This window comes from Paenibacillus agaridevorans, assembly GCF_003112455.1.
GTDB lineage: Bacteria > Bacillota > Bacilli > Paenibacillales > Paenibacillaceae > Pristimantibacillus > Pristimantibacillus agaridevorans.
In genome coordinates, this window is record NZ_BDQX01000310.1 from 3,194 (window position 1) to 20,456 (window position 17,263).

At 55.1% G+C, this 17,263-nt stretch carries 15 protein-coding genes; 1 reads left to right on the plus strand and 14 read right to left on the minus strand.

All coding sequences use genetic code 11. The features are described 5' to 3' along the window. The 7 genes from PAT3040_RS38995 to PAT3040_RS25025 all read right to left on the minus strand — a co-directional run. A partial coding sequence (locus tag PAT3040_RS38995) for an ATP-binding cassette domain-containing protein (protein WP_258235147.1) occupies positions 1-373 on the minus strand: 373 nt, incomplete at its 3' end. Further along, positions 351-1,133: an urea ABC transporter ATP-binding protein UrtD gene (gene urtD, locus PAT3040_RS25005; RefSeq protein WP_108994820.1), complete on the minus strand. Its 783-nt coding sequence runs from the start codon at positions 1,131-1,133 to the stop codon at positions 351-353. The genes urtD and PAT3040_RS38995, both read right to left, overlap by 23 nt. Positions 1,134-1,153: 20 nt before the next feature. Next, entirely contained in the window at positions 1,154-2,272 is a 1,119-nt protein-coding gene (gene urtC, locus PAT3040_RS25010) for an urea ABC transporter permease subunit UrtC (RefSeq protein ID WP_108994821.1), read from the minus strand. Positions 2,273-2,376: 104 nt separating this feature from the next. Beyond that, complete coding sequence (gene urtB / locus PAT3040_RS25015; RefSeq protein ID WP_108994822.1) at positions 2,377-3,282, minus strand: urea ABC transporter permease subunit UrtB; 906 nt, start codon at positions 3,280-3,282, stop codon at positions 2,377-2,379. 144 nt (positions 3,283-3,426) lie between these two features. Beyond that, on the minus strand, positions 3,427-4,635 hold the full coding sequence (gene urtA / locus PAT3040_RS25020) for an urea ABC transporter substrate-binding protein (RefSeq protein ID WP_087571243.1): 1,209 nt from the start codon (positions 4,633-4,635) through the stop codon (positions 3,427-3,429). A 427-nt stretch (positions 4,636-5,062) separates the two neighbouring features. Beyond that, positions 5,063-5,239, minus strand: a complete 177-nt coding sequence (locus PAT3040_RS36540; protein ID WP_143810390.1) for a type II toxin-antitoxin system antitoxin — start codon at positions 5,237-5,239, stop codon at positions 5,063-5,065. Between the two features lie 11 nt (positions 5,240-5,250). Then, a complete protein-coding gene (locus PAT3040_RS25025; RefSeq protein WP_087571196.1) occupies positions 5,251-6,123 on the minus strand; it encodes an SPFH domain-containing protein in 873 nt (290 codons plus the stop codon). A 612-nt stretch (positions 6,124-6,735) separates the two neighbouring features. On the opposite strand from PAT3040_RS25025, the gene PAT3040_RS25030 reads away from it, so the two are divergent. Next, on the plus strand, positions 6,736-7,239 hold the full coding sequence (locus PAT3040_RS25030; RefSeq protein ID WP_108994823.1) for a Crp/Fnr family transcriptional regulator: 504 nt from the start codon (positions 6,736-6,738) through the stop codon (positions 7,237-7,239). Here the strand turns inward: PAT3040_RS25030 and hmpA are convergent. The 7 genes from hmpA to glmU all read right to left on the minus strand — a co-directional run. Then, the gene (gene hmpA / locus PAT3040_RS25035) at positions 7,213-8,463 is read right to left on the minus strand and encodes an NO-inducible flavohemoprotein (RefSeq protein WP_108994824.1); all 1,251 of its coding nucleotides are present in this window, start codon (positions 8,461-8,463) and stop codon (positions 7,213-7,215) included. The two genes, PAT3040_RS25030 and hmpA, sit on opposite strands and share 27 nt — an antisense overlap. A 975-nt stretch (positions 8,464-9,438) precedes the next feature. Continuing rightward, positions 9,439-10,572, minus strand: a complete 1,134-nt coding sequence (locus tag PAT3040_RS25040; protein WP_108994825.1) for a peptidylprolyl isomerase — start codon at positions 10,570-10,572, stop codon at positions 9,439-9,441. A gap of 85 nt (positions 10,573-10,657) precedes the next feature. Then, positions 10,658-14,185 (minus strand): transcription-repair coupling factor, encoded by a 3,528-nt coding sequence (gene mfd, locus PAT3040_RS25045; protein ID WP_256975965.1) that lies wholly within the window; start codon positions 14,183-14,185, stop codon positions 10,658-10,660. Between the two features lie 179 nt (positions 14,186-14,364). Next, entirely contained in the window at positions 14,365-14,595 is a 231-nt protein-coding gene (gene fin, locus PAT3040_RS25050) for an anti-sigma-F factor Fin (protein ID WP_087571187.1), read from the minus strand. Between the two features lie 88 nt (positions 14,596-14,683). Further along, complete coding sequence (gene pth / locus PAT3040_RS25055) at positions 14,684-15,244, minus strand: aminoacyl-tRNA hydrolase (protein ID WP_087571186.1); 561 nt, start codon at positions 15,242-15,244, stop codon at positions 14,684-14,686. A 217-nt stretch (positions 15,245-15,461) separates the two neighbouring features. Beyond that, positions 15,462-16,115 carry a 50S ribosomal protein L25/general stress protein Ctc gene (locus PAT3040_RS25060; RefSeq protein ID WP_108994826.1) on the minus strand — a complete coding sequence of 218 codons (654 nt, stop codon included), beginning with the start codon at positions 16,113-16,115 and terminating at the stop codon, positions 15,462-15,464. A gap of 111 nt (positions 16,116-16,226) precedes the next feature. Next, positions 16,227-17,263, minus strand: a 1,037-nt coding sequence (gene glmU / locus PAT3040_RS25065) for a bifunctional UDP-N-acetylglucosamine diphosphorylase/glucosamine-1-phosphate N-acetyltransferase GlmU (RefSeq protein WP_108994827.1), incomplete at its 5' end; no start/stop codon positions are given.

Genomic DNA, 17,263 nt, shown 5'->3' on the forward strand with positions numbered 1-17,263 from the left:
TCGTCGGCAGCACCGGGAACTTCTCGATTGCCTCGGGCGGAATAACCTTTTCCTCCGACCGTGAAGCCTCCAGTCCCAGCAGCAAATTCTCGTACACCGACAACTGCCCAAAAATCTCCCGCCCCTGCGGCACATAACCAATCCCGCTCTTCGCCCGGACGCCCGGCGCCTTCTTCGTCAAGTCTACGCCTTTATAGCTGACCCCGCCCCCGCGAGCCTTAAGCAATCCCATGATGCTCTTCATCAGCGTTGTCTTGCCGACCCCGTTGCGCCCCATCAGACAGACGACCTGACCTGGCTTGACACGCAGCGAGACATTCCTCAGGATGACGCTTTCTCCATAACCCGACTCAAGCTGTTGAACGGCTAGCATGCTCTTCGCGCCTCCTGCCCAGGTATACTTCCGCCACGCGGTCATCGCCTTGCACTTCCTCCATGGAACCTTCCTTCAGGAGTTTGCCCTCGTGCATGACCGTCACCTTGCTGGCAAAATTGCGGACAAACTCCATATCGTGTTCGACTACGACGACGGAGCGCGCTCGCGCAATCTCGTGCAGCAGCTCCCCCGTCTTATCGGTCTCCTTGTCGGTCATGCCGGCCACCGGCTCGTCGAGCAGCAGCACCTCCGGCTCCTGCATCAGCATCATGCCGATCTCCAGCCATTGCTTCTCGCCGTGCGACAGACCGCCCGCGCGCCATGACCCCTTCGATGAGAGTCCGATCATCGACAGCTGTCCATTCAGCCGCCCCTCATCCTCGCTGTTCATTCGCGCGAACAACGTCGCCATGACGCTTCGCTTCTGCCTCATGGCAATCTCCAAATTTTCCATAACCGTCATGTCTTTGAAGATGGATGGCGCCTGAAACTTCCGGCCTATTCCAAGCTCCGCGATCTGATGCTCGTGCTTTCGCGTAATATCAACCTTGCCGCCGAATGTAACGCTCCCTGCCGACGGCCTTACCTTGCCGCAGATGACATCCAGCATCGTCGTTTTGCCCGCCCCATTCGGACCGATAAGGAACCTCAGTTCGCCCTTCTGAAGCTGTAAATTCATCCCTTGCACGGCTTTGAAGCCGTCGAATTCGACCGTCACGTCCTCGCATTCCAGAATTGCCGCTCCCTTGTTCGCCATTCCCGGTCCCTCCCAGATTGTTATCCTTGCGGCACGCTGCCTTCCTTCTCTCCGGTCCTCAGCTTCCCGCCGGAGCCGCGAGCCCACGCCGGCAGCCACTTCTTCCTATCCTTGCCCCTCCATTGGAACAATCCCGCCACGCCTTTCGGCAAAAACACAACGGCGATAACGAACATGGCGCCCATAAAGAACAACCAGCCTTCGGGATATGCGGTGCTGAATTCGCTCTTGGCCCAGTTCATAAGAATGGCCCCGAGCGCCGCCCCGATCAAAGTACCTCTGCCGCCGATCGCGACCCACAGCACCATCTCGATGGAGGGCACAATGCCCAGCATGGACGGGGAGATAATGCCGACATGCAACACGAATAACATGCCTGCGATCCCCGCGATAGCCGCCGATACAGTGAAAATAACCATCTGATACACCGCCGGATTGTATCCGATAAACCGAACTCGGTTCTCGCCGTCGCGGATGGCGCGAAGCACCTTGCCGAACCGGCTTCCCGTCAAATAACGGCATAAAATAAAAATGCCGATCAATACTGCTACCGTTACCCAGTAGAGCACCCGTTTCGTCTCCGGCGACGCCAGCGAATAACCGAGAAGCGTCGAATAGCCCGTCACCCCGTTCGTTCCGCCAGTGAACGCCTGCTGACCCACGAGCAGCGTCGTCGTAATAATGACAAGCGCCTGCGTCAGGATCGTGAAGTATACGCCCCGAATCCGGTTACGGAACGTGAAGTATCCGAGTCCCAGCGCCAGAAGCGCGGGTATGAGAATGCCGAGCGCCACCGCCGCGCCGAAATTCTCGAATGGCATCCAGAAAAGCGGCAGTTCCTTGAGCCCGCTCCACCCCATGAAGTCCGGCAGCTTGCCGCCGCTGGCCTCCAGCTTCAGGTACATAGCCATCGCATAGGCGCCGAGACCGAAAAAGATGCCGTGGCCTAAACTGAGAATGCCGGTATAACCCCATATGAGATCAAGCCCCAGCGCAACAATCGCGAAGGCCAAAAATTTCGCAAGCAGATTCAGCCTGAAGTCGCTGAATACGAGCGGAGCGCTAAACAGAGCTGCGGCCGCAACCAGATAAGCCCCCAATATCCATAATCGATTTCCCGTTATACGCGTAAGCTGCATATCGCATTCCACCTATTCCCGGTCATGAAACCCGAACTTTTTGAAAACTTCACCGCCAAAGGACGGCAAAGCCGGTTCACCTTGTTACGCTCGTATACCAGTCATCAATCCAGCGAGCGAGTCCGCATCGCCACAAGCCCTGACGGCTTCCATTGCAGGAACGCGACGATACATACGAATACAAGCACCTTGCCGAGCGACGCATTCGTCCAATATTCGAATAGGGTGTTAAACATGCCGATGCCGGTCGCCCCAAGTACCGTACCCACCAGCTTGCCGACGCCTCCCAGTACGACAACCATGAATGCGTCCACGATATAATAAGTGCCGAGCGACGGGCCGATAGGTCCGAGAAGCGTCAGGGCACATCCCGCAATACCCGCAATGCCGGAGCCGATCGCGAATGTCATGGCGTCCACCCTTCTGGTCGATACGCCAAGGCAAGCCGCCATCTCGCGGTTCTGCATGACGGCGCGCATGCGCCGGCCTTCAAGACTGCGGTAAATGTACACATACATCGCGACGAGACAAGCGATGACAAGCGCGATGATGAACAACCGTTTGTACGGCAGCAGCGTTCCTCCAAAGATCTGCATCCCCCCGTCCAGCCAAGCAGGGCTCTTGACCGCGACGTTAGGAGCGCCGAAGATCGTTCGCGCCAGCTGCTGCAGTACGAGGCCCACGCCCCATGTCGCCAGCAAGCTGTCGAGCGGACGGCCGTACAGGAACCTGATCAATCCCATCTCGAGCACCAGCCCGATCGCGAATGCGATGGCAAAGCTTACTGGAATCGCGAGTACGAAGTACCAATTGAACATGGATGCCGGCATATAGTCGAGAAACAGATTTTGCGTCAAATACGTGGCATACGCCCCGATCATAATCAGCTCGCCGTGCGCCATGTTGATGACCTTCATCAATCCGAAGGTAATCGCGAGACCAAGCGCCACGAGCAGCAGAATCGAGCTTATGCTAAGTCCGTTGAACAATTGCAATATGAAGAGTTCCATCCCATCGCTCCCCCGGCGGCCTTAGCTGGCATGATGCAGGAAGAGGAAGCATTCGATATTGCTTCGCTCGAACACTTCCCCTCCTGCCCCCCCAAGCCGCTTCTTTATCCCGGCGTCATGTTATTCGGCCCTTGTAGCAACGCCTTACTGCTGAATGCTTGCGGCCCATTCGTAGCCCTTCAAAAATGGATCCGGCTTGACGGCCTCTCCCGAATTCCACAATTCCTTGAATTGCCCGTCTGCTTGCACCTCGCCGATTCGGACCGTTTTGTAGATATGCTGCGTCTCGCCGTCGATCTTCACTTTACCGCTCGGAGCGTCCCACTCCAGCTCCTTGGCTGCTTCCTTAACGGCTGCAACATCCGTCGAACCCGCTTTCTCGACCGCAGCGGCCCAGAGGTATACCGCCGTGTAACCCGCTTCGATCGGGTCCGCCGTTACGCGATCCGCGCCATACTTCGCCTTGTAGCTCTCCACGAACTTCGCGTTGGTCGGCGTATCTGTCGTCTGGTAGTAGTTCCATGCCGCCAAGTGACCTGCGAGCACGTCTACCCCGATCCCGCGGATTTCTTCCTCCGCCACCGATACCGACAATGTCGTCATATCCTCGGCGGTAATGCCGGCGTCCTTAAGCTGCTTGAAGAATGCTACATTGCTGTCCCCGTTCAATGTGTTGTATACGATGTCCGGATCGGCCGCCTTGATTTTGCTAATAATAGTACTGTAGTCTGTATGGCCAAGCGGCGTGTACTCTTCGCCCGCCAACTCGCCGCCTTCTGCTTTGAGCTGTTCCTTGATAATCAGGTTCGCCGTACGCGGGAATACGTAGTCGGAGCCCAGCAGGTAAACCTTCTTGCCCCGATTTTCCAGAAGCCACGTCACCGACGGAACGATCTGCTGGTTCGTTGTCGCTCCCGTGTAGAAGATGTTCGGAGAAGCTTCCAGTCCCTCATACTGAACAGGGTACCAGAGCAAGCCGTTCAACTCTTCGAATACCGGAAGCATCGCTTTGCGGCTCGCGGATGTCCAACCGCCGAATACCGTCGCGACTTTATCTTCGGAGATCAGCTTGCGTGCCTTCTCTGCGAAGGTCGGCCAATCGGAAGCGCCGTCCTCAAGCACCGGAACGATTTTTTTGCCCAGTACCCCGCCTGCTGCATTAATTTCTTCGATGGCCATCATCTCAGCGTCGATGACCGAGGTCTCGCTTATCGCCATAGTGCCGCTCTGAGAATGAAGAATGCCTACCTTGATTTCACCGTTGTCAGAACCCCCTGATGCGCTTGACTCCTGAGGTGCGTTCGTGCCCGATGAAGCTGGTTCATTATTCGCCCCGCATCCCGCCAGCACCATACTAACCGCCACAATCAGCAAAGCAAATTGATAAAACAAGCCTTTTCTCATCTTTCCACTCCCCATTTCCTAAGTATTTGTCTCTCTTTTCCGAACGATTGACTGGAATAGCTTCCCAATGTTCGCTCCTGTGCTCAATTATAGTGGGGTGGTTTTAGTTGTGTCAACATAGTTTACATTAAAATTTCCATAAATATTATAATTGCGTTCAAATTGCTAATTATAGACACAAGTCAATCAATTTTGTGTAAGATTAACTCACATAATTGAATTTGATAATCGTTCGGGGGATTCAAGATGATACCACCCCCCATGCCCTATCTGATCCCAAAAGAATATATAACACGAACATCACACAAAAAAAGCAGATAGATCGATTCGCAGCCGCTTAAGCTGTGAGTCGTCCTATCCGCCTGTGTCGAACTTCCTACTTATTCGTATCACGGCCCGGCAACTTTAATCTACCCGCCTTAGCCAACGCTTCCCTGAGCAGAAATTCAATATGCCCGTTTACGCTGCGAAACTCGTCCGCGGCCCATTGCTCCAGCGCGCGATGAATCTCCGGATCCAATCGCAGGGGAAACGCCTTCTTCTCCTTAGCCATCCCGGCGATCCTCAGCTATACAGCGATCCCGTATTAATAACCGGCTGGGCCGCCCGGTCGGATACGATGGACACCATCAAATTATTGATCATCGCCGCGCGCCGCTCGTCATCCAGCACGATGCCGTTATCCTCAAGCTGGCGAAGAGCTGCGTCGACCATGCCGACCGCGCCTTCCACGATCTTTTGGCGCGCTGCCACGATGGCGATGGCTTGCTGCCTCTGCAACATCGCGCTGGCGATCTCCGGCGCGTAGGCCAGATGAGTGATGCGCGTCTCGCGAAGCTGTACCCCTGCTACATCCAGTCTTTCTTGAAGCTCCCGTAATAGCTCGGCTGCCACCTCGTCCGCGTTGCCGCGAAGCGACACCGTGCTTGCATCCTCGAACGTATCGTAAGGATATTGTGCCGCAATATGTCTAATGGCCGTTTCGCTCTGAATTTCCACGAATCTTTCGTATTGGTCGACATCGAACGACGCTTTGGCCGTATCCACTACTCTGAAAACAATGACGGCGCCGATCTCGACCGGATTGCCTTCCGCATCGTTAACCTTGAGCTTCTGGCTGTTGAAATTCCGTACTTTTAACGATATGGTCGATTTCGTCGACAGCGGCAGCACCATCCACAGCCCGCTTTCCACGACAGTTCCGACATAGGTACCGAAGAAGGTAATGACTTTGGCCTCATTCGGCTGAACGATGACCAGCGAGGATAGTCCCACGAGTGCAAGCACAATCAGAATTGCTCCGACTGCGACAAGCCCGTACGATGATGTGTCCTTCATCAACTCCGTTACAAATAGCCACCCTCCGCCCGCTGCCGCGACCAAAGCCAACAAGAGTGCCAAATACCCGCTTACGCAAAATCCCTTTTTCTCCCTCATCGCCTTCACCTCTATATCTTTTTGATATATTTATGATATCACTTTTTACAAATACAGTCAACCGTGTTAATCGGAAATAGTGGTTGATTAGTCCCCAGTCGACATCTACAATAAGCTAAGACGACTTCAATATTAGCGAAACGAAACAAGGGGAAACGGATGTCGCCGTCCTTTGGCGGCGCAGTAAGTTTCATTCCGAGAAATAGAACCCAACTGCCTATCGGACATAAATGACACTATTCTTCAATTTTTGGGGGTTTCGAAAATCTAACGGACGCACACGACCTTATTAGCATCATCATGGCGCCAAGTGGCTCCATTACGACCCAATAGTGTCCTCCCTGTCCGTTAGATTTGTTTGAGGTTAATAATCGGTCAAATAACGTCGCTGGTGTCTGTTAGACATTTCAACCTGTCGTTCACAAGAAAACTTCTACCCTCGGCCTCTCGAAGATAAGCGCCCTCAGCTTTGCGAAGCAAAGCCGCTTCGGAAGCATTAGATGGGTTTTATCCCCAATAAAAATTTTAGATCCAAGGCACGCTTGGAAATTTATCTAACGGTCATAGCGACATCTTAGCCGCAGCAAACATTCAGAAGAAGGGGGAGAGGGCATGATTGTTCATAAGGGAGAGACCGTGTTCCGACAAGGCGACAACGGCCCGCTCTTTAGACTCAAGAGCGGGCTGCTTAAGATCGTCCGCGTTCACGAGGACGGCCATATGATAGTCGTTAATTTAATTGTGGCAGGCGAAGTGATTCCTCATCACTCGCTCGTATCCGAGCAGCCCTACCATGGTACGGCTATCGCACTGATGACGAGTGAGCTCGAGATGATTCCATCCAGGGAGTGGTACGACGATCTGGCCGCGCATCCCGAGAAGGCGCTTGAGATTGCGTTGCTGCTTCAGAGCCGGCTCCGCCTCATGCAGCAGCGCATCGACCAGTTGACGAGAACTTCGCCGGCCGAGAAGCTGCGCAAGCTGCAGGAGTGGCTCGCGAGCTTCGCAGGCCCCATTCCGATCTCCGAGCTATTGACGCAAGACGAGATAGGGCAATTTATCGGACTTCGCCGAGAAACCGTCAATCGGCTACTTCGATCCGGCGGGAGCAAGTAAATCTTCTTGCGCCAAACTCCCCGCCGGTCCAAAAAATTCGTAGTGGATACGCGACTCTGCTACGCCGATCGACTGCAGCGCCGCGAACATAGTCTTCATAAACGGCACGGGACCGCACAGATAGACGACGGCATCGGGATCAGGCAACAGCGTCTTCAGCCAGCTTGCGTCAATGACTCCTTCTTTGTCGTAGCGCTCCAGCTCCCGGTCCTCAGGCGTCGGCTCCGCGTAGCAGTAATGCACGGACAGCCCCGGGCTTTTCTCCTGCAGTTGAAGCATGGCATCCCGCATCGCATGCGTGTTGCCGTTCAGCGCGGCATGCACGAATGCCGCCCTGCGATTCGGCTGACGCTCAGCAAGCGTATTCGCCATGCTAACCATCGGAGTCAGCCCCACGCCGCCGCTCAGCAGCATAACGGGCGTTTCTCCTTTGGTCTCCAGCTTGAACTCGCCCGCCGGCGCCGACAACCACAATACGTCTCCCTCCGCAACACGATCATGCAGATTGCCCGACACCTTGCCTGACGGCTTGCCTGCAAGGCTTCCTTCCCGCTTTACGGAAATCCTGTAATATGGCTTGCCAGGAGCATCAGACAAGCTGTACTGACGCAGATGAGTATGTTCGTTGCCCTCCAGGTCGATCTTTACGCTGACGTATTGTCCCGGCTCGAATAAAGCGATGTCGCTTCCATCCTGAGGCAGCAGGTAGAACGAAGTGATTACATCGCTTTCGACGATCTTCTTGTCGACAACGAAGGGCCGGAATCCTTCCCAGCCGCCCGGCTGGCTCTCAGCCTGTTCGTACATCGACTGCTCCACGCTGATAAAGACATCGGCTATGACGCCATAAGCATCAGCCCAGGCCTCGAGAATTTCATCCGTCGCCGCATCTCCCAATACCTCCTTGATGGCTGCCAGCAGATGCCGGCCTACAATGGGATATTGCTCCGGTTTGACACCCAGACTGCGATGCTTCTGCGCAATGTGCCGAACGGCAGGCAGGATCTGTTCCAGCTTATCGATATGCAGCGCCGCCGCGTATACGGCATTGGCCAGCGCTTCCCGCTGACGTCCCTGCTTCTGATTAGCGTGATTGAACAGGTTCAACAGCTCGGGATGCGCTTCGAACATTCGCTCGTAGAATCGCCCCGTAATCGCCGTTCCGTATTCCTTCAGGACGGGCACCGTCGATTGAATGACCGCAATGGTTTGTTGATTCAGCATCATAATCTCCTCCATTATGGATATAGGATTGAATCTCATTCTGTATGGTCTGGTCGGTTCGTATTGCCTTTTCCAAGGTGAAACGGTTGTCGCTACACTGGCGGCGCGTTTCATTTCGGGAAATACAGAGAATGCTTGCGCAAGGATGTTTTCCTGTATTTCAAGTATAGATGCCATGCCTCCCCCAACCTGTGATCACAATCACAGCGAATCGAAACGATCTGTGACAACGCCTGCCTCGACCTGCCGCTTACCTCAAACGATAACAAAGCAAGTGTCCGGCAAGAAATGAACGGGAACAACTGTAACAGGAATGAAAGGCGTTATTTGGCAAAAAGCAGCACTTTGCAAATCTAAAGGAACTGACAGCCCTTATGATGGGCAAAAGCCCGCGGTTTGCCTGGATTTCTCACGAATAACGTCGCAGGTCTGAAGATGAGCGACCTCCAGCTTTGCAAAGCAAAGCCGTTTCGGAAACATGTAGTAGTTTTTAGCGCCAATAAGAAATTCTAAGGCAAGCTCGGAAACTTTTAATGCTTATGTTGTAAATAAGGGGAAAAGCTCCCTTTAGTTGACTGCCCTTTCGATTTTTCGAAGTGTTAGAGGGAAATTCCCCCTCTAAATCAAGTGGACTAGAGGACAGACGTCAATTGGATGGAGATTAGAGGGAGGATTTCCCTTTAAAGCCACAAGATCCGGTATAGAGGCGATATTAGAGGGCGTTTTTCCCTTTATTCTCTTCATGACTTGCAATGACTGCAGCGTCCTTCTATAGATACTATCGTTTCGTCATTCCGAGCAAGAGTAAGTATGGCAAAATGATCAACACAAAAATCCCAGCCGACACATTGGTCGACTGGGATTCTTGTCATGCAGGCTGATTTGATAATCCGTTGCCACATCTTTGCACTATAGCGCTTCTATGGCACTCGATAGTCTGAAGGATAGAGATACAGCAACTCTAACCCGCGGGCGTTACTTGCTGTCCGTCGCCGAAGGAGATGGCGATGGCGATGGAGACGCGGACGCTTCGCCATCCTCAGCGCCTTCCGCGCCTTCTGCTCCCTCAGCGCCTTCTTCTGCGCCTTCCGTCGGCTCAGGTTCAGGCAGAGTGATCTTGAGCTCTTGCTTCGGCATCTCGTCGGTCATGAATTTCTCCATGTACGTGTAAGCCGCCGTGCTCTTTACTTGTTCCTTCTGCTCTTCTGTCAACTGATCATAGGTCTTGACGTCGCGTTTTTCGACGACAATGACATGATAGCCGAAGTCGGATTTTACAGGGTCGCCGATCTTGCCGATCTCCTGCTCGAATACGGCTTGCTTAAACGGAGGTACCCACTTGCCGCCTTCCGCCGCTTCGTACAGTCCACCCTTATCCTTGGAGCCCGGATCGTCGGAGTATGTCTTCGCCAGCTCGTCCCACGAGCCTCCGGCATCCAGCTTCGCCTTTACTTCATTGGCGCGAGCCAGCGCTTCTTCATCCTTGCGAACCTCTTTGGTCTCGCCAGTTTCTTGATTCTGCTCCGTCGTCGCCACAAGAATATGGCGTACGGTCGATACCGCATAGTCCGCCTGCGCAGTCTCGAACGCCTTCTTGATATCATCCTCTGTTACGAGGGAATTGACGTGCGCTACGACTGCCGAAGTCAGCATAAGGAACGTAGACATGTCGTCATCGGAGATTTTCTTCTCCTTAACCTTCGCCTCGAGCGCCGTGTCCGTCTTCAGATATTCCTTATATTCTTTCAGCTGCGCGTCCACATCCTCGCGAGCCTTCTTCAAGGACTCTTCCGAGGCTTGGCCAGCAAGCACCTTATAAGAAACGTATTGCTCGAGAATCATTTCCTGAAATTGCGGGATGGTAATAATTTGCTCATACGATGGCTGCGTTACGCCAAAGATCGCCAAATACTTGTCGAGCTCCGCTTGCGTGACCTTGCCATCCTTGTACGTAGCGACAACTTCTCCCTCGCTTACGCCCTTAAACTCCAAGGTATGCTCGCCCTTATTGCCGCCGCCGCATGCCGCTAGCATCGTCATGACAAGCACCGCCGCAACCGTAAGCAGCGCGCTTCTGCGCCATGCCGACTTGCGTGAACTGTGCAACATGTTGAATCCCCTTTCGCCTTTCGCGTTATAAACCTTGCATTACGAGTATTGTAGCAGAAAAGGGACAACAAAAGCGAATTTACACCTATGACGTCGCATTCTGCAATACTTCCTTCGGCGCGATGATATCCTTGTACCCCTCAAAGAACTTCTCGGACCAATGAAGCTTCTGCTCCATGTTCAGCCCCTTGCCCCGCAGCGTAATGCTCGGCGGCGTCTCCTGCTCGGCGCTCTGCCGGAACCGGTTCTCCAGCTTGAGACAGAGCTGGTCTGCAGCCTTCCGCGCCATCTTGCCGCCGATCGGCGATGCCAGCCTAAAGATCAAGTCGTCGCCCTTCTGATTGATCAGCTCGATGCCGCAGATCGAGCCATATATTTTCAGGCGCGCTACGGACATCAGATTGCTGACGGCCTGAGGCAGATCGCCGAAGCGGTCGACCAACTCGTCGATCAGATCGTCGCACTCCTCGAATGAACTAACCGAGGCGACCTTCTTGTAGATCTCGATCTTCTGGATGCTGTCGTAGATGTAATCCGACGGCAGATAAGCGTCGACGCTGATATCGATCGCGGTCGCCACTTCCTTCTGCACCTTGACTTCTTCGCCCGTCATCTCCGCTTTACGCTTCGCGATCTCCTCGGCCAGCATCTGCGAATACATGTCGAAGCCGACCGACGCGATAAAGCCGTGCTGCTCCGCGCCAAGCAGATTGCCCGCGCCCCGAATCGCCAAGTCGCGCATCGCAATCTTGAAGCCGGAGCCCAGCTCCGTGAACTCCTTGATGGACTGCAGCCGTTTCTCCGCCACCTCGGTGAGCACCTTGTCCCGCTGATACGTGAAGTAAGCATAGGCGATCCGATTGGACCGGCCCACACGTCCGCGCAGCTGGTACAGTTGGGAAAGCCCCATTTTGTCGGCATCGTGCACGATGAGGGTGTTGACGTTTGGAATGTCGACGCCAGTCTCGATAATGCTTGTGCTGACAAGCACGTCGGACTCGCCGTCCAGGAAATCGAGAATCGTCTTCTCCAGCTCCTGCTCCGACATCTGCCCATGCCCCACCGATACCTTGGCATCGGGAACAAGCGCGTTAATCTGCTCCGCCATCTGGTAGATGCCCTGCACGCGATTGTACAGATAATACACCTGTCCGCCGCGCGCCAGCTCCCGCTCGATGGATTCCCGCACAAGGGCCGGACTGTACTCGACCACATACGTTTGAACCGGGAAACGGTTCTCGGGCGGCGTCTCGATGACGGACAGATCCCGCACGCCAAGCATCGACATATGCAGCGTCCGCGGGATCGGCGTCGCCGTCAGCGTCAGTACGTCGACATTCGTCTTCAGCTTCTTGAGCTTCTCCTTATGCGACACGCCGAACCGCTGCTCTTCGTCCACGATCAGCATGCCAAGCGACTTGAATATAATATCTTGCGACAAAAGCCGGTGCGTCCCGATGACGACGTCGACCGTGCCGTTCTTCAACCCTTTGATCGTCTCGTTCTGTTCCTTGCGAGAGCGGAAACGGCTCAGCACCTGCACGTTGATCGGATATCCCGCAAAGCGCTCGCGGAACGTCTCGTAGTGCTGCTGGGCAAGTATTGTCGTCGGCACAAGCACGGCGACCTGTTTGCTGTCCATCGCGGCCTTAAACGCGGCTCGCACGGCCACTTCCGTCTTGCCGTAGCCGACATCGCCGCACAAGAGGCGGTCCATAGGCTGCTCCCGCTCCATGTCCTTCTTGATCTCATCGATCGCGCGAAGCTGGTCTCTCGTCTCGTCGTACGGGAACATCGCTTCGAATTCCTGCTGGTACGTCGTATCCGTGCCGAAGGCATATCCCGGCGTGGACTGCCGCTGAGCGTACAGCTTGATAAGGTCGTCGGCGATATCCTGCACCGATGCCCGGGCTTTGCTCTTTGCCTTGGTCCATTCCGTGCCGCCAAGCTTGTTGATCTTCGGCTCTTTCTCCTCGGAACCGACGTACTTCTGGATCATGTCGACCTGTTCGATCGGCACGGAAAGCTTGTCGCCGCCCGAGTAAATAATGTGCAGATAATCTCTATGAATGCCGCCGATCTCGAGCGTGCCGATACCGACGTATTTGCCTATGCCGTGGTTATGGTGAACGACGTAATCGCCGACCTTCAGCTCCGTGTAGCTCTTGATCCGCTCGGCATTGTCGAGCTTCTTGTCCATCCTGCGCTGCTTGCGCTGCTTCTGCGAGAACATCTCGCCTTCCGTAATGACGACCAGATGCGACGAAGGCAGCTCAAAGCCCTGCTGCAGGTTGCCCTCCAACATAATCGGCGTTTCGATGCCGTAATCATCCAGCACGCGACGCATTCTCTCCATCCGCTCCGCGCCGCCGGCCAACATCATGACCTTGGCGCCGATCTTCTTCCACCGCTCCATCTCGGACTTCAGCACATTCATCTGCCCATGGAAATTCTGCATCGAACGGCTCGTCATATTCAGGATGTTCTGAGGCTGCGAATGAGGCACCTGGCGCAGGAACAATGACAGGAACAGCGTCGGGAAGGGACGATGATGCAAAATCTCTTCCGTATCCTTGGCCAGGACAAGCCCTGGCAGCGACTTGCCGTTCTGCAGCAGATGGACGGACCATTCGCTCTCATCGCGCTCGAGTTGCTTGGACGTTTCTATCAATCTCGTAGGTTCGTCTAGTACCAGCAGCGTATCTTCCGGCATGTAGTCCATGATTGTCTGCCGTTCCGGATATAACAGCGATATATACTTATACATCTCCGGAAAATAAACCTGCTCCCGCAGCTTCTCCATCTCGCCGCCGATCTCGGCGCGCAGCCGTTCCTTGGCGGTCCGATCCGTCATCTTGTCGAGCTGGCGCTCCAGCAGCCCCGCCGCGTGGTCCGCGGCTCTGGCCATGCGCTCCGCGTCCGCGATAATCTCCTGGCATGGCGGCACGACGCAGCTATCCAGCCGATCCAGCGAGCGCTGCTCGGAAGGTTCGAACGTCCGGATGGAGTCGATCTCGTCGCCGAACCATTCGATCCGGCAAGCCTGCGGCGCCGTGAGCGGGAAGAAGTCGACAATCCCGCCCCGAACGCTCATCTCGCCCTTCGCCTCGACGCGGTCAGCGCGAACGTAGCCAAGCGAGGTCATACGGCGCAGGAAATCCTCCAGCGCCATCGTATCGCCGACTTTGAGCTCGATCTGCGCATCCGCCATGACGCTGCCGATGGGCAGATACCGCCGTACGCCCGAAAACGGCACGACAACAATCCCGCGGTAACCGCGGGACAGCTTCATCAGGACGTCCATTCGTTGCGCCAGCGTCTCTGGACTCGATATCGCCGCCTCCGCGGCCACCAGTTCGTTCGCAGGGTACAGCAGCACTTTGTCGGGTGACAGACATTCCTGCAGATCCTCCGCTATTTTTTGCGCGGAGAACATATTATGAGTGACAACGAGCATCGGACGCTCGATTTCCTCCTCCAGGGCTGCAATCAACACCTGGCGGGAAGAGCCGGCAAGTCCGGATATCATCTGCTCGCGCATCCCTTTGCGAATTCCGGACAGAACAGACTGTACGTCCAGATCCGCTGCGACAGTTTGTATTAGCGCTTTCAACGTCTGTGGCACCTCATTTCTATATGACCGGCCGGGGAGATCCGATCGCTGCTTCCTGCCAAGCATCTGGCTGCAGTTCCCCGCTACATCGTCCATCCTCGCCCACGCCAAAACAGCTACGACCGGACGCATGCCGTCATAGCTTGTTCTGCGGAACCTATCAATTCGTATATCCCCTCTTATTGGAGAGGGTTGCCGATCAGCATGAGATCGGGGTTAGAGCTCAATGCTTCGTTGCAATAATCGCAAACAACCTTCACCGTTACGTTGCCGCTTGAGTCATACGCTATTATATCGCTGCGCTCCTCGGGGGTCAAGGAATGGAAGCCGAGCTCCCGCTCTGTAACCGTGTTTCCTTCGATGGACCCTATGGACGTCTTGCAATGTCTGCATATATAGTTTACAGCCATATGTATGCCTCCTGAGGATAGGTTATACCCTCAGTATACCCAGATAACCGCCAACTTAACGTACTGCCCCCCGATTGATTTTAAAGATCTAACGATTAAACTTCGCCATCGTCTCCTCAAACGTTGCCTTTAGCGCAAATTCCGCCGCATCCGCCGCATTTCCGATCATATCCGCCAGTTTGTCGCGCTCCGCCTTCGGGAAGGGAGACAGCACATAGTCGGAGATAACCATGCCCGGCTGCGGTCTGGAAATGCCCATGCGAATCCGGTCGAATGTCTGCGTGCCGAGATGCTGGATCAGCGACTTGATGCCGTTATGCCCGCCCGCGCTGCCTTGATAACGCAGCCTGAGTTTGCCGATCTCGGTATCCAGATCATCATAGACGACAATGCCGTCCGCTAGATCCGCCTTGAAGTAATCCAGGAACGACCGAACGGACTCGCCGGACAGGTTCATATAGGTCATCGGTTTGATCAGCACCACCTTTGTGCCTCCGACGTTGCCTTCGCCGATCAGCGCCTTGCATTTGGTTCCCGTTACCGAGATGCCCCAGCGCTTCGCCAACTCGTCGATGACCATGAATCCGACGTTATGCCTAGTATCCCTGTATTGCGTACCCGGATTGCCAAGTCCCACGATCCACTTCATGCCTTCTACTCTCTCCCTCTCCATGCCTGCCCAGCGTGGGGCAAGCCACTATCTCATTGAACTTAATGTAGCATAACTCGGCGCAAAAAACGAACCCTCAAATCATAAATCACCCTAGCGGGTGTTAGGCAGCGCCAAAAAATCGTGCTGCTCCCGCTTTCCTATAGGTAAAGAAAAGCCCGCCGATCGCCCGGCAGGCCTCCTAAATTTATTGCGGTTACGTGCTTGTAGAAATCTCCTCATGCTGCGCATGATCCGAGCGGGACTCCGCTTCTTTCGCTTCCACGTCCTGCGCTTCCGCTTCCGTCTCATCCAGTTCCTTCTGCGGCGCCAGCACCGTCAGTACGACAACCTCCGGATCGGAGCTCACCTCTACGCCTTGCGGCAGCATCAGATCCTTCACCTGCAGACTTTCTCCAATGCCAAGCGAGGAGATGTCGACCGGGATATGCTCCGGAATCGCCCCCGGCAAACATTGCACCTCCAGCTCATGCAGCACGATGGACAAAATGCCGCCCTCTCGCACGCCAGTGGAGTCGCCAGTCGCTTCAATCCGCACGTTCGCGCGTACCTCTTCGTTCATATTGATCTGATGGAAGTCGACGTGCGTGATTACGCCATTTAACGAATCCCTTTGTACGTCTGCGACCATCACGGAATGTTTGCCCTGACCCGGAACCTCCATCTCTAACACCGCGTTCGGTTGAGAGCGAAGCAGCGCCTTCAGCTCCTTCTCCCGAATGCTCACCGTTGCCGACTCGCTTAGCTGCTTTCCGTATACGACGCCCGGCACCATGCCGCCTAAGCGCAACTTTCGAAGATCGCCTTTTGTCTTGACGGATCTCGCATCCGCCTGCATTGCGATAGCCATATGGAATCCTCCTTAAATAATTGGATGTCCATATCACTTTACCCACTCCCGGGATAAATTAAACAAATTAGCTCCCGCAGCGGCATCGCCAGACCAAATCGCAGAACCGTTTTACTTCGAATTGCGTTCCTTCTTCGCCTTTGCTCTCGCACGGATCTTGTCCGCGTATCCCGGCTTATTGACCTGACGCTCCCGAGCGATGGCCAGATCGCCCGCGGGCACATCCTGCGTGACAGTCGAACCGGCCACGACGTACGCGCCATCGCCGACCTTAACCGGTGCGATCAGATTGACGTTGCTGCCGATAAAAGCATGATCGCCGATCTCCGTCACGGCTTTGTTAAACCCGTCATAGTTGACCGTGATCGCTCCGCAGCCGATATTAACGTCCTTGCCGACCACCGCGTCGCCCACATAACTGAGGTGGGACACTTTGCTGCCATCGTCCAGCACCGCGTTCTTAAGCTCCACGAAATCGCCGATCTTGCAGCCACGGCCGAGCTTCGAGCCCGGACGGAGGTTCGCGTAAGGTCCCACCGTGCTCTCCGGACCGACGACAGACTCCGCGATGACCGAGAATTTGATAGCAGCGCCATCCCCAACCTCGCTAGCCGTAATCTCCGCGTTCGGCCCGATGACGCAGTCCTCTCCGATGACCGTTCCCGCACGAAGCACGCTGCCCGGATACAGCACGGTATCGGCGCCGATGACTACGCCCGCTTCAATGTAAGTGTTCTGCGGATCGATAATGGTCACGCCGTTGAGCAAATGATCCCGGTTGATCCGCTCGCGCATGAACCGCTCCGCCTCGGCGAGCGCCACGCGATCGTTTACGCCGATCGCCTCCGCCAAGTCCGAGGTGCAGTAGCCCTGCACGACCTCGCCGGCCGACTTTAGCAGGCCTACGACGTCGGTCAAGTAATATTCGCCTTGCGCGTTCTCGTTCTTGACGTTCGCAAGCGCTTCGAACAGCTTCCGGTTATCGAAGCAATACGTGCCCGTGTTAATTTCCTGTACGGCCGCTTCCTCCGCCGAGCAGTCCTTCTGCTCCACGATGCGCCTAACCGTTCCATCCTCTCCCCTGATCACGCGGCCGTATCCGGCAGGATCTGCAAACGAAGCCGTTAGCACGGTCGCGGCCGCGCCGC